General features: G+C 72.6%; 12 protein-coding genes. 10 read left to right on the forward strand and 2 right to left on the reverse strand.

Going from position 1 to position 11777, the window contains the following annotated elements; translation table 11 throughout:
- Nucleotides 1-64 precede the first annotated feature (64 nt).
- The 3 genes from fomD (at nucleotide 65) to QNO07_RS24805 (ending at nucleotide 3562) form a co-directional block, all read left to right on the forward strand.
- Nucleotides 65-754, forward strand: a complete 690-nt coding sequence (gene fomD, locus QNO07_RS24795) for a cytidylyl-2-hydroxypropylphosphonate hydrolase (protein WP_283994634.1) — start codon at nucleotides 65-67, stop codon at nucleotides 752-754.
- Nucleotides 755-900: 146 nt separating this feature from the next.
- The gene (locus QNO07_RS24800) at nucleotides 901-1587 is read left to right on the forward strand and encodes a class I SAM-dependent DNA methyltransferase (protein ID WP_283994635.1); all 687 of its coding nucleotides are present in this window, start codon (nucleotides 901-903) and stop codon (nucleotides 1585-1587) included.
- Between the two features lie 13 nt (nucleotides 1588-1600).
- A complete protein-coding gene (locus tag QNO07_RS24805; protein WP_502961929.1) occupies nucleotides 1601-3562 on the forward strand; it encodes a SpoIIE family protein phosphatase in 1962 nt (653 codons plus the stop codon).
- Nucleotides 3563-3674: 112 nt separating this feature from the next.
- On the opposite strand, the gene QNO07_RS24810 is transcribed toward QNO07_RS24805, so the two are convergent.
- Together QNO07_RS24810 and QNO07_RS24815 are read right to left on the reverse strand one after the other, a co-directional pair.
- Entirely contained in the window at nucleotides 3675-4208 is a 534-nt protein-coding gene (locus tag QNO07_RS24810; protein WP_283994638.1) for an alkyl hydroperoxide reductase, read from the reverse strand.
- A gap of 23 nt (nucleotides 4209-4231) precedes the next feature.
- The gene (locus tag QNO07_RS24815) at nucleotides 4232-4786 is read right to left on the reverse strand and encodes a peroxiredoxin (RefSeq protein ID WP_283994639.1); all 555 of its coding nucleotides are present in this window, start codon (nucleotides 4784-4786) and stop codon (nucleotides 4232-4234) included.
- 242 nt (nucleotides 4787-5028) lie between these two features.
- Between QNO07_RS24815 and QNO07_RS24820 the strand changes: the two genes are divergently transcribed.
- The 7 genes from QNO07_RS24820 to mnhG are packed head-to-tail and all read left to right on the forward strand — an operon-like array spanning nucleotide 5029 to nucleotide 11704.
- Complete coding sequence (locus QNO07_RS24820; protein WP_283994640.1) at nucleotides 5029-5688, forward strand: universal stress protein; 660 nt, start codon at nucleotides 5029-5031, stop codon at nucleotides 5686-5688.
- 57 nt (nucleotides 5689-5745) lie between these two features.
- The gene (mbhE, locus tag QNO07_RS24825) at nucleotides 5746-8508 is read left to right on the forward strand and encodes a hydrogen gas-evolving membrane-bound hydrogenase subunit E (RefSeq protein ID WP_283994641.1); all 2763 of its coding nucleotides are present in this window, start codon (nucleotides 5746-5748) and stop codon (nucleotides 8506-8508) included.
- Nucleotides 8505-8984 carry a sodium:proton antiporter gene (locus tag QNO07_RS24830; protein WP_283994642.1) on the forward strand — a complete coding sequence of 160 codons (480 nt, stop codon included), beginning with the start codon at nucleotides 8505-8507 and terminating at the stop codon, nucleotides 8982-8984. Before mbhE ends, QNO07_RS24830 begins: the two co-directional genes overlap by 4 nt.
- Nucleotides 8981-10543, forward strand: a complete 1563-nt coding sequence (locus QNO07_RS24835; protein ID WP_283994643.1) for a monovalent cation/H+ antiporter subunit D family protein — start codon at nucleotides 8981-8983, stop codon at nucleotides 10541-10543. The genes QNO07_RS24830 and QNO07_RS24835 overlap by 4 nt, the downstream gene beginning before the upstream one ends.
- Nucleotides 10540-10923: a Na+/H+ antiporter subunit E gene (locus tag QNO07_RS24840; protein ID WP_283994644.1), complete on the forward strand. Its 384-nt coding sequence runs from the start codon at nucleotides 10540-10542 to the stop codon at nucleotides 10921-10923. Before QNO07_RS24835 ends, QNO07_RS24840 begins: the two co-directional genes overlap by 4 nt.
- Complete coding sequence (locus QNO07_RS24845) at nucleotides 10920-11180, forward strand: MrpF/PhaF family protein (RefSeq protein ID WP_283994646.1); 261 nt, start codon at nucleotides 10920-10922, stop codon at nucleotides 11178-11180. The genes QNO07_RS24840 and QNO07_RS24845 overlap by 4 nt, the downstream gene beginning before the upstream one ends.
- The gene (gene mnhG, locus QNO07_RS24850; RefSeq protein ID WP_283994648.1) at nucleotides 11177-11704 is read left to right on the forward strand and encodes a monovalent cation/H(+) antiporter subunit G; all 528 of its coding nucleotides are present in this window, start codon (nucleotides 11177-11179) and stop codon (nucleotides 11702-11704) included. Before QNO07_RS24845 ends, mnhG begins: the two co-directional genes overlap by 4 nt.
- The last annotated feature ends 73 nt before the right edge of the window (nucleotides 11705-11777 follow it).

The raw sequence follows: 11777 nt of genomic DNA on the forward strand, positions 1-11777 counted from the left end.
GGGGCGGCGCGGGAGGGCGGCCGGGTTCACGGCTCGGGCCGCTCCACGCGGGTAGTATCCGTGAATGACAGCGGACATCGAGCAGGGACAGACGGGTGGTCTCGCCGGGGCCAGGTGGTCGCCCGGCAGCCACATCCTGTGGCGGTACCGCGCGAACGGCCGCACCGAGCCGCACATCTGCCGACCGGTGACGGTGGTCCACGACAGCGACGACCTGCTCGCGGTGTGGATGGCGCCCGGTACCCGGTGTGTGAAACCGCAGCTCGCCGACGGCACACCCGTGCACCGCGAGCCGCTGGCCACCCGCTACACCAAGCCCCGCACCACGGTCACCTCCCGCTGGTTCGGCACCGGCGTGCTGAAGCTGGCCCGCCCCGGCGACCCGTGGTCGGTGTGGCTGTTCTGGGAGCAGGGCTGGCGGTTCAAGAACTGGTACGTGAACCTGGAGGACCCGCTGCACCGCTGGTCGGGCGGGGTGGATTCGGAGGACCACTTCCTGGACATCGAGGTGTACCCGGACCGAAGCTGGCAGTGGCGCGACGAGGACGAGTTCGGCCAGGCCCAGCGCGCCGGGCTGATGGACGCCGGGCAGGCCGAGCGGGTCCGGGCGGCGGGCCGGGACGCGGTGGAGGTGATCCGTGCGTGGGGTGCGCCGTACGCGGACGGCTGGGAGCACTGGCGGCCCGACCGGCGGTGGCGGGTGCCGCCGCTGCCGGCGGACTGGGACCGCATCGATCCCCGGTGCACCTCTTGATGCGCCCCCGGTCGGCAACCGTAGGATCAGCCTCCGTACGGTTCCTGGTGACGGCCTTTCACAGCGTCAACATCCCCGTACGACAGCGCATTTGGCCGCAGCGCATCTGACGGCATCTGACGGACGCCACGGAGAGGAGACCCGGCGTGGACAGCACGGACGGGCATACCGGTTACGAGGGCTGGGACCGGTCGGCCATCGACCGCACCGGGCAGGCGGAGGCGTTCGACGGCATAGGTGACCGCTACGACGAGGCGTTCCCCCACAAGGAGGGCCAGGTGGCGGCCGGCGAGTGGCTCGGCCGCGAGCTGCCGCAGGGCTCCACGGTGCTGGACCTGGGCTGCGGCACGGGACTGCCGACGGCACGGCAGCTGGTGGACGCCGGGCACCGGGTCGTCGGCATCGACCTGTCGCCGGAGATGCTGAAGATCGCCGCTGACAACGTGCCGGAGGGCGCGTTCCACCTGCTGGACATCGCCGACCTGGAAACGAGCGGCCTCACGCCGCCGGGCGGCTTCGACGGGGTCGCGGCGTTCTTCTCGCTGCTGATGCTTCCGCTTGAGGAGATCCCGGTCGCCCTGCGTATGCTGCACGGGCGGCTGCGTCCGGGGGGACTTCTGGCGATCGCGATGGTCGAGGCCGACGTGAACGACTTCTCGATCCCGTTCCTGGGGAACACGATCCGGGTATCGGGCTACCTGCGGGAGGACTTGCGCCGCGTGGTGCGCGATGCTGGATTCGACATCACCGGTGAGGAGTCCTTCGCCTTCGCACCCGCCAGCACCGACGTGCCCCCCGAGATCCAGCTCTTCCTGCACTGCCGACGCCCCTAGTAGCTCCGGACGGATGGAAACCCGACACGTGACGGAGTACCCGACGCCCCACCAGTCGGCCGCAGGGCCACCGGCGGCCCTGCCTGCCGAGTCCGCCATACCGCACGCGCGGGCGAGAGCGGCGACGGCCGCGGACGGCTCCGGGGTGCGCGAGCCCGGGCGCCCCGGCCCGGAGGGCGCCGCCGCGGAGGCGGGCACGCAGGCCGCCGAGCACACGCGGCGCGGCGGCGACCGGCTGCGCTTCGTCGGCGCCGCCACCCGCCGGATCGCGCGGGGCGTCGACCTGGACGAGACGGTGCTGGGGCTGTGCCGGGTGACGGTTCCGGCCTTCGCGGACGCGATCCTGGTGTACCTGCGCGAGCCGCTGCCGGTCGGCGACGAACGGCCCGTCGGTGAGGTGCGGCTGCGGCTGCGGCGCACCGACCGGCTGCCCGACTTCGCCCTGGACGGCGGCGCTGAGCCGCCCGTGCCCACGGCCGACGGGCGGCTGCCGCTGCTGTCCGGCGCCACCCAGCACCCGTCCGGAGGCGCCTCGGAGCTGGTGGCGGTGCCCAGCGGCGGGCCGCTCGCCGAGGTGCTGCGCGGGGTGCGGCCGGTGTTCGGCGACTCCCCCGCGGGCGAGGCCGCCCTGCCGGAGCTGCTCGGCGCCGAACGGGACATGCCGGCCGGGTTCCGGTCGATCCTGGCCCCGCTGCGCGGGCGCCGCCGGGTCATCGGTGCGGCGGTGTTCCTGCGCCGCCCCGAGCGCGCGGCCTTCGAGAACGACGACCTGCTGGTGGCGGCGCAGCTCGCCACACACACCGCGCTGGGTGTGGACAAGGCCGTGCTGTACGGGCGTGAGGCGTACATCGCCGACGAGCTGCAGCGCACCATGCTGCCGGACAACCTGCCGCAGCCCACCGGTGTGCAGCTCGCCAGCCGCTACCTGCCGGCCGCGGAGTCCGCGCGGGTCGGCGGCGACTGGTACGACGCCATCCCGCTGCCGGGCAGCCGGGTGGCGCTGGTCGTCGGCGACGTGATGGGCCACTCGATGACGTCCGCGGCGATCATGGGCCAGCTGCGCACCACCGCGCAGACCCTGGCGGGTCTTGACCTGCCGCCGCAGGAGGTGCTGCACCACCTGGACGAGCAGGCGCAGCGGCTCGGCCAGGACCGCATGGCGACCTGCCTGTACGCGGTGTACGACCCGGTGGCGCACCGCATGGTGATCGCCAACGCCGGCCATCCGCCGCCCGTCATGCTGCACCGCGGCGGGCGCGCGGAGGTGCTGCGTATACCGGCGGGAGCGCCGATCGGCGTGGGCGGCGTCGACTTCCAGGCCGTGGAGCTGGACGCGCCCGCCGGGGCGACGCTGCTGCTGTACACCGACGGCCTGGTGGAGTCCCGCCACCGGGACGTGTGGACGGGCATCGAGCAGCTGCGGGAGAAGCTCACCGAGACGGCCCGGCTGACCCGCCCGGGCTCTCCCCCGCCGTTGGAGCCGCTGTGCGACGAGGTGCTGGAGATCCTCGGTCCCGGCGACCGCGACGACGACATCGCGCTGCTCGCGGCCCGCTTCGACGGGATCGCGCCGAGCGACGTGGCGTACTGGTACCTCGACCCGCGGGCGCAGACCGCGGGACAGGCCCGCCGCCTCGCCCGTCGGGCGCTGGCCCGTTGGGACCTGGAGGAGCTGAGCGACTCGGTGGAGCTGCTGGTCAGCGAGGTGGTGACGAACGCCGTCCGCTACGCGGAGCGGCCGATCACGCTGCGGCTGCTGCGCACCGACACCCTGCGCTGCGAGGTGGGCGACGACGTGCCGCAGCTGCCCAGGCTGCGGCAGGCGCGGGTCACCGACGAGGGCGGCCGGGGCCTGTACCTGGTGAACCGGCTGGCGCGGCGCTGGGGTGCGACGCGGCTGTCGACGGGCAAGGTCGTGTGGTTCGAGCTGGCCCTTCCCGGCCGGGAGCAGCGCCCCGCCGAGCGGGACGGCTGACGGCTGCGGACACGGGTGCGCCCCCGGTGCGGGAGGTCCCGCGCCGGGGGCGCATCGTCGTTCCACGCCCGGCTGCCGAGCCGTGGGGTGGGCCGGGCCGTACGGGCTGCTGCTACTGGGCGAGCACGGCCTCGGCGTCGAGGGTCGCGGCGACCGCCTGGAGCACGGCGGCGATCTTGAACGCCTCCTGGATCGTCTCGCGGTCCAGGCCGGCCTTACGCAGGACCTGCTCGTGCGAGTCCAGGCACATGCCGCAGCCGTTGATCGCCGAGACGGCGAGCGACCACAGTTCGAAGTCGACCTTGTCCACGCCGGGGTTGCCGATGACGTTCATCCGCAGACCCGCGCGCAGGTTGCCGTACTCGGGGTCCGACAGCAGGTGCCGGGTGCGGTAGAAGACGTTGTTCATCGCCATGACGGCCGCGGCGGCCTTCGCAGCGGTGTAGGCGTCCTCACTCAGCTGCTCCCTGGCCTCGGGCTCCAGCTCGGCCAGCACCTTCGGCGAGCGGGAGGCGATGGCGCACGCCAGGACCGTGCCCCACAGCTGCTGCTGCGGGAGGTCGGAGTTGCCGATCACCGAACCCAGGTTGAGCTTGAGGTCCTTGGCGTAGCCGGGGAGGGCCGACTTCAGGTCGTCGAGTGCCATTTCGGTTGCTCAGTCCCTTCGTGTCACTCGCCGGCGAGCAGCGCGACCGGGTCGAGGGTGTCGTCGCCCTTGGACCAGTTGCAGGGGCACAGCTCGTCGGTCTGGAGCGCGTCGAGCACCCGCAGGACCTCCTTGGGGTTCCGGCCGACGGAGCCGGCGGTCACCATGGAGAACTGGATCTCGTTGTTCTGGTCGACGATGAAGACCGCGCGCTGGGCGAAGCCGTCCGCGCCCTCGACGCCGCACTCGCGCATCAGCTCGTGCCTGGAGTCGGCCAGCATCGGGAAGGGCAGGTCACGCAGGTCGGCGTGGTCCTTGCGCCAGGCGTGGTGCACGAACTCGGAGTCGCCGGAGACACCGAGGACCTGGGCGTCGCGGTCGGCGAACTCCTCGTTCAGCTTGCCGAACGCGGCGATCTCGGTCGGGCAGACGAAGGTGAAGTCCTTCGGCCAGAAGAAGACCACCTTCCAGTCCTTGTCGCCGCTCTTGTGCGAGAAGGTCTCGAACTTCATGTCGTCGGCCGGGCCGGTCACGCCGATCAGTTCGAAGGTGGGGAACTTGTCACCGACAGTGAGCATGTTGCGGGGACTCCTGGGGTTGTTGGAGTGGATCGATGCCGAACACGATCACCGTGCCACAGCCCTCATTGATAGCGGAAATAACCCACCTCGGCCGCGCTGATCGGGTTCGCCTATCACTCACCCGAGTGGCCCAGCCCACCCCCGCACAGACGTTTCCCCAGCTCCGGACAGGGGAGCTGTAGGGTGGCCGGACATTTTCCGGTGCCCGCCGGGCCTCATCTCCACCTCAGGATGGCTTCATGACAACTCTGCTGCTGGTCATACTGGTGATCTTCCTGTGGGTCGCCATCGGTGTGATTGCCGTGGTCCACTTCCTCGGCCGGCAGGGTTATCGCAGTTGGCACTGGTACCTCGTCGGCGGCATCCTCGGCCTGCTGTTCGTTCCCATCGCCGCCGACCGGGCCCGGCGCGACACCCGCGTGCTGGAGCGCACGCCGGGCGCGCAGCGCCCAGCCGGCGCCGCCAAGGACGGGCTGACCGTCGTCGTCGGCACGGACGGCTCCCCCGAGGGCGACCAGGCCGTCCGCGACACCGCCGAGCTGATCGCGGGAACCGCCGCACGGGTGATCCTGGTGACGGTCGTGGACGCCGAGGCACACCGCGCCGAGGAACAGCGCGCGGCTGCCCGCGAGATGCTGCAGGAACGGCTGAGCTGGCTGCCGGGCAACGGCGACAGCGGGACGGCGGAACACGGCCCGGAGACCATGCTGGAGATCGGCTCGGGCCAGCCGGCCAACGTGCTGCTGACCGTCGCCGAGTCCGAGGGCGCCGACCTGGTCGTCATCGGCCGCCGCGGCAAGGGCCTGTCGCAGCGCGTGCTGGGCAGCGTGGCGAACGAGGTGCTTAAGCACTTCCCCCGCCCCGTACTCTTCTCCTGCCCGACCAAAGCCCGACGTTGAACACCCGACGCTGAACAACCTGCACTGAACGCCCGGCACTGAGGAGGACACCCCACCGTGCTGCTGGTCATCGCCCTGATCGCGATGATCGCGCTGGCCACCGCGGTCCCCGCGGTGGCCGCGCGTCTGGGGCGCAACACCGGATACCTCCTCGCCGTGGCCTTCGTCGCCGTCGGTGCGCTGCTGGGCGTGTCCGTGCTCGGCACCCCCGGCGACCAGGCCGTCACCGAGTCCTGGCCCTGGCTGCCCTACCTGGACGCGTCGCTGGCACTGCGGCTGGACGGGCTGGCCGGGCTGTTCTGCATGCTGATCCTCGGCGTCGGCGCGCTGATCATGGCCTTCTGCGCGCGCTACCTGTCGAAGGACGGCACCCACACCCAGGTCTACAGCCTGCTGACGCTGTTCGCGCTGGCCATGATGGGCATGGTCCTCGCCGACAACACGGTGCTGCTGCTGGTGTTCTGGGAACTGACGACGGTCTGCTCGTTCTTCCTGATCGGCTCGGCCGGGCCGCAGGCGACCGGCGCGGCGGTCAAGGCGTTCCTGGTGAGCGCGGCGGGCGGACTGTCGCTGCTGGTCGCGGTGGTGCTGCTCACCGTCGTCACCGGCACCACCAACCTCACCGCGGTACTGGCGCAGCGTGATGAGATCCTCGACTCCCCGCTGGCCTGGCCGATCGGCGCACTGCTGATCATTGCCGCGTTCACCAAGTCGGCCCAACTGCCCTTCCACTCCTGGCTGCCGGGCGCGATGGCGGCCATCACCCCGGTCAGCGCCTACCTGCACGCCGCCACCATGGTGAAGGCCGGAATCTACCTGCTGATGCGGTTCTCGCCGCTCTACGGCGGCGTCACCGCCTGGTCGGCGACGCTGGTCACCGTCGGCCTGGCCACCGCGATCTTCGGCGCGGTGTGGGCGCTGCGGCAGCACGACCTGAAGGCGCTGCTGGCCTACTCCACGGTCAGTCAGCTGGGCCTGCTGACCGCCGCGATCGGCGTGGGCACGCCCACCGCGATGGCTGCGGCGCTGCTGCACACCGTGGCGCACGCGCTGTTCAAGGCGACGCTGTTCATGCTGGTCGGCATCATCGACAAGGAGGCCGGCAGCCGCGACATCCGCGAGCTGTACGGGCTGCGCCGGGTCATGCCGGTCACGGCGGTGGTGACCGGTCTGGCCGGCCTGTCGTTGGCCGGCGTGCCGGTGCTGCTGGGCTTCGTGAGCAAGGAGTACCTGTTCAAGGCGTTCCTGCAGGCGGACTTCGCGCCCTGGGCGGCGCCGGCGGCGACCGCCGCGGCGATAACCGCCTCGGCCCTGACGTTCGCCTACGGTCTGCGCATCTTCTACGGCGCCTTCGCCGGTCCCTCACCGCGCCACCTGTACGAGCCGGGCTGGTCGTTCCTCGCTCCGGCGGCCGTGCCGGCCGCGCTGGGACTGCTGCTGGGGCCCGGGGTGCCGCTGCTGGACCGCATAGTGGGCCGCGCACTGTCGGACATACAGCCCGACGCGGGCTCCCCGCGCTTCGAGGTGTGGCCGGGCTTCACCCTGGAGGTGGCCATGTCCGCGGTCACCATCAGCGCCGGGCTGCTGCTGTTCCTCGCCCGGGCGCCGGTGGAACGGGGGCTGCTGGCCATCCCGGTGGCGGACTCCCTCTTCGAGCGGCTGCGGGACCGGGTGCTGTGGCTGGGCGCCCTCGTGGGCCGGCCCGAGCGCACCTCGGCGTCCGCCCCGCACCTGGTGCGGCCGGTCGCAGCCCTGGTCGTGCTGGGTGTGGTCGGCGTCGTCACGCTGAGCGGCGCGCCCACCGCCGACGCCTCGGTGGTCTCGGCACTGGACTGGCCCGTGCTGGTGCTGGTCGGGCTGCTGGTGGCGGGCCTGGTGTGGACGGCGTCGGCGCTGGCCGCGCTGGCCATGCTGGGCCTGGCCGGCCTGCTGGTGGCGGTGTGGTTCCTGCTGGCCGGCGCGCCGGACGTGGCGCTGACGCTCGTCCTGGTCGAGACCCTGACCGCGGTGGTCGCCATGCTGGTGATGACCGGGCTGCCGGGCCGCTTCGCGCGGCGCCGCAGCAGGCCGGTGGCCGCGGCCGGCACGGTGGCCGTCGCCACCGGTGTGCTCGCCACCGCGGCGACGCTCGTCTTCACCAGCGGGCGCGACCTCTCCCTGGCCGGTGACTACTTCCTGCGCAACGCCAAGGACGCCACCGGCGGCAGCAACGTCGTCAACACCGTGCTGGTGGACTTCCGCGCCCTGGACACCCTGGGTGAGGCGGCCGTGCTGGGCGTGGTCACACTGGGGCTGCTGATGCTGCTGGGTTCACGCGACGTGCCCGGCTCGGAGCGCCCGCCGACCGCTGCGGACGGCCTCATCCTCCAGCAGACCAGCCGAATCCTGGGACCGCTGATGGCCGTGCTGTCCGTCTACCTGTTCGCCCGCGGGCACTACCAGCCCGGCGGCGGATTCATCGCGGCCCTCGTCGGCGGCACCGCCGTGGCGCTCAGCTACCTCGCCCACGGCCGGGTTCCCGGCAGCCGCAGCCGGTTCCTGCGGCCGACCCACCTCACGGCGGCCGGACTGCTGATCAGCCTGGCCACCCCGCTGCTGGCCATGGCCACCGGGCGGGCGTTCTTCACCCCGCTGCAGGCCGACCTCACCGTGCCGCTGCTGGGCCCGGTGCACCTGACCACCTCGCTCGTGTTCGACGTCGGCATCTACCTGCTGGTCTTCGGGCTGGCGCTGACCGCGGTGGACCGGCTGGGCAACGGGCTGCCCGCCGACGCCGCGACGACGCCCGCCCGGCAGCCCGCCCAGGGAGGCCCGTCATGACCGCCGCGATCCTGGTCGGCGTGCTCGTCGCCGGGGGCGTCTTCCTGATCCTCCAGCGCGAGATGCTGCGGGTCACCATCGGTTTCGTGCTGCTCGGCCACGCCGTCAACGTGCTGTTCGTCGCCGCGGGCGGCATGGACCGGCGGGAGGCGCCGCTGCTGGGCGAGAACGGCCCCGGCGAAGCCGCCGACCCGCTGCCGCAGGCCTTCGTGCTCACCGCGATCGTCATCACCTTCGCCATCACCGTCTACCTGCTCGCCCTGATGCGGGCGGGCGGCCAGGACCAGCCGAGCGGCGGTGAGATCGCCGGCGAACGGCCCCCCACCGCCCCGGAACGCGCCGATCCGGCCGCCGATCCGTCGGCTGTGCCGTCAGCCGACGCGCCCCCCGGCGCGGCGGACGGGACGGCCGCGGAGCACGGCGAGGCGGGCCCGAGCGGGGACAGCACGGGGACGAGCGGGGAGGGGAAGCGATGAGCGGCGCACTGCTGCCACTGGCCGTGGCCGGACCGCTGCTGGCGTCCGGCGCCGCGATCGCCGCCGGACGGCACCGGGCGGTGGTCCGGGCCCTCGTGCTCGGCACGACCGCCGCCGTGCTGGTGTTCAGCGGCTGGCTGCTGGTGGCCACCTCCGACGGCTCGGTGCTCACCGCCCGGCTGGGCGGCTGGCCGCCGGGCATCGCCATCGTGTTCGCCGCCGACACCTTCAGCGCGCTGATGCTGGCCGTCACCTCGCTGACCACACTGGCCTGCCTGGCGTTCGCCGCGGTCGCCGGCGACGACCGGCACCCGCTGTACGGGCCACTCGCCCTGGTGCTGACCACCGGGGTCTACGGCGCGTTCCTCACCGCCGACCTGTTCAACCTGTTCGTGCTGATCGAGGTGATGCTGGTCCCCTCGTACGCGCTGCTGACGCTGACCGGCGGCCGGCGCAGAGTGCCCGCGGGCCGCCTGTACCTGGTCTACAACCTGCTGGCGTCCACGGTCTTCCTGGGCGGACTGGCGATGCTGTACGGCGCCGCCGGCACGGTCAACCTGGGTGAACTGGCCGGTGCCGCGCAGGACTCCCCGCAGGTGGCCCTGGCCGGCGCGGTCGTGCTGGTGGCGATGGCGGCGAAGGCGTCGGTGGTGCCGCTGCACGGCTGGCTGCCGCGCACCTACCCGGAGGCGTCCCCGGCGATCACCGCGCTGTTCTCCGGGCTGCTCAGCAAGGTCGGCCTGTACGTGATCATCCGGATCTACTCCGTGCTCTACGACGGCGACCAGCGGTTCCTGTGGGTCCTCACGGCCGCCGCGCTGGTGACGATGGTCGTCGGCGTGCTCGGCGCGGTCGGCGAGCAGGGAATGCGGTCCGTGCTGTCGTTCCACATCGTCAGCCAGATCGGCTACGTGCTGCTGGGCCTGGCCCTGTTCACGCACGCCGGTCTGACCGCGGCCGTGTTCTACCTCGTCCAGTACATCCTGGTGAAGGCCGCGCTGCTGCTCTGCGCGGGTGTCGTGGAGACCACCTACGGATCGGGGCGGCTCAAGGACGTCGGCGGGCTGAGCAGCCGGGAGCCGCTGCTGACGGCGGTCTTCGTGGTGGCCGCGCTGTCCCTGGCCGGGCTGCCACCGCTGTCCGGCTTCGTCGCCAAGTTCACCCTGATCAGGGCCGCCGCCCTCGACGGGGCCTACCTGGCGGTGGGCGTGGCCACAGTGGTCAGCCTGCTGACGCTGCTGTCGATGACCAAGATCTGGAGCATGGTCTTCGCCGGACCCACCGTCCTGCCCGCCACCGCCGCCACCACCACCGCAGGCTCCGGCAGCGGGGACGGCGGCGGCTCCCGAGGCGGGGACGGCGGCGGAGGCGGTCCGGCGGGCGGCGGGCGGGACGACGGGCCGAGGGCACGCACCGTGCTGGTGCTGCCCGCCGCGTTCCTCGCACTGTTCTCGGTGCTGCTCGGCATCGGCGCCGAGCCGCTGCTCACGTGGGCCGACACGGCGGGCGCCGGACTGGTCGACCCGTCCGGCTGGGTACGGGAGGTGACGGGCCGATGAGCGAGTGGGTACGGCGGGCGACCCTGCGGAGCCTCCACGTGGCGGCGTTCCTGGTGGGCTTCGGATACCGCCTGGTCAAGGCGAACCTGACCATGGCGTGGGAGATCCTCACCCCGCCGAGCGGACTGTCCCCGGCCATCGTGCGGGTGCCGCTGCGCTGCCGCACCGACTTCGAGACCGTCTCGCTCGGCAACCTCATCAACCTGACACCGGGCACACTCACCCTGGAGGTGAGCACCGAGCCGCCCGTGCTCTACGTGCACGGCGCCCACGCCCATGACGTGGAGGCCTTCCGGCAGGGGTTGCGGGAGTTGGAGACGCTGATGCTGGTCGCCTTCCGGCCCGCCGACGAGGCCGCCGAACTGCGAAGGAGCACATGATGGTGATCAACGCCGTTCTGGTGGCCCTGACACTGTCCCTGCTGGTCGCCGTGGCCCGGGTGATCGCCGGACCCACCGCGGCGGACCGCCTGGTGGGGGCCGATTTCGGGTTCGCGGTGTTCGTCGGCGGCCTGGCCGTACTGGCCGTGCGCCTGGACAGCGCGGCGCTGCTGGACCTGGTACTGGTGGCCGCACTCGTCGGCTTCCTCGCCACGGTCGCGCTGGCCCGCCTCCTCGAAGCGCGGAGCACGCGGTGATCGCCACCGCGGGCCCGGCCGTGACCACGGCGACGCTCACCGGGAGTGTGCAGACGGTCGCCTCCGACGGGCTGCTGCTGTTCGGCGGCGCGCTGATCCTGATCGCCGCCGTCGGGCTGCTGCGGCTGCCCGACAGTTACAACCGGGTCAACGCCGTCACCAAGGGCGCCTGCCTGGGCCTGGTGTGCCTGCTGCTGGGCGCGCTGGTGCGGATGCCGAGCCTGCTGACCGTGCTGACGGTCGCCGTGGCGGTGGTGCTGCAACTCCTGACGCTGCCGATCTCCGGCTACGCCGTGGGCCGCGCCTGCTACCGCACGGGCGCCCCGCTGGCAGCGGTGACCCACACCGACGAACTGGGCGACCGGGTGCGGAATCCCCCGGCCCCCGGTGCACCGGCCGACCCCGGCACGGGGACTGACAGCGAGGCGGGGACTGACAGCGAGGCGGGGACTGGCAGCGGCGCGGACGCGGCCCCTGATCCGGACGCGGAGGGCGAGCCGCGGGACCGCGGGGCGGGTGCGTGAGGGGCCCGTCCACGGGGCGGCCCGTAGACTCGTAGCCGACGTCCGCACGGCCGCCCCCGCGGCCACCGAAGTG

The organism is Streptomyces sp. 549 (assembly GCF_030124175.1).
In the GTDB taxonomy this organism is placed as follows: Bacteria; Actinomycetota; Actinomycetes; order Streptomycetales; family Streptomycetaceae; genus Streptomyces.

Bases quoted from the DNA above. Each gene is read 5' to 3' on its own strand.
- fomD (WP_283994634.1), top strand. From the start codon at position 65: ATGACAGCGGACATCGAGCAGGGACAGACGGGTGGTCTCGCCGGGGCC.
- QNO07_RS24805 (WP_502961929.1), top strand. From the start codon at position 1,601: ATGGAAACCCGACACGTGACGGAGTACCCGACGCCCCACCAGTCGGCC.
- QNO07_RS24810 (WP_283994638.1), bottom strand. From the start codon at position 4,208: ATGGCACTCGACGACCTGAAGTCGGCCCTCCCCGGCTACGCCAAGGAC.
- QNO07_RS24815 (WP_283994639.1), bottom strand. From the start codon at position 4,786: ATGCTCACTGTCGGTGACAAGTTCCCCACCTTCGAACTGATCGGCGTG.
- QNO07_RS24820 (WP_283994640.1), top strand. From the start codon at position 5,029: ATGACAACTCTGCTGCTGGTCATACTGGTGATCTTCCTGTGGGTCGCC.
- QNO07_RS24830 (WP_283994642.1), top strand. From the start codon at position 8,505: ATGACCGCCGCGATCCTGGTCGGCGTGCTCGTCGCCGGGGGCGTCTTC.
- QNO07_RS24835 (WP_283994643.1), top strand. From the start codon at position 8,981: ATGAGCGGCGCACTGCTGCCACTGGCCGTGGCCGGACCGCTGCTGGCG.
- QNO07_RS24840 (WP_283994644.1), top strand. From the start codon at position 10,540: ATGAGCGAGTGGGTACGGCGGGCGACCCTGCGGAGCCTCCACGTGGCG.
- QNO07_RS24845 (WP_283994646.1), top strand. From the start codon at position 10,920: ATGATGGTGATCAACGCCGTTCTGGTGGCCCTGACACTGTCCCTGCTG.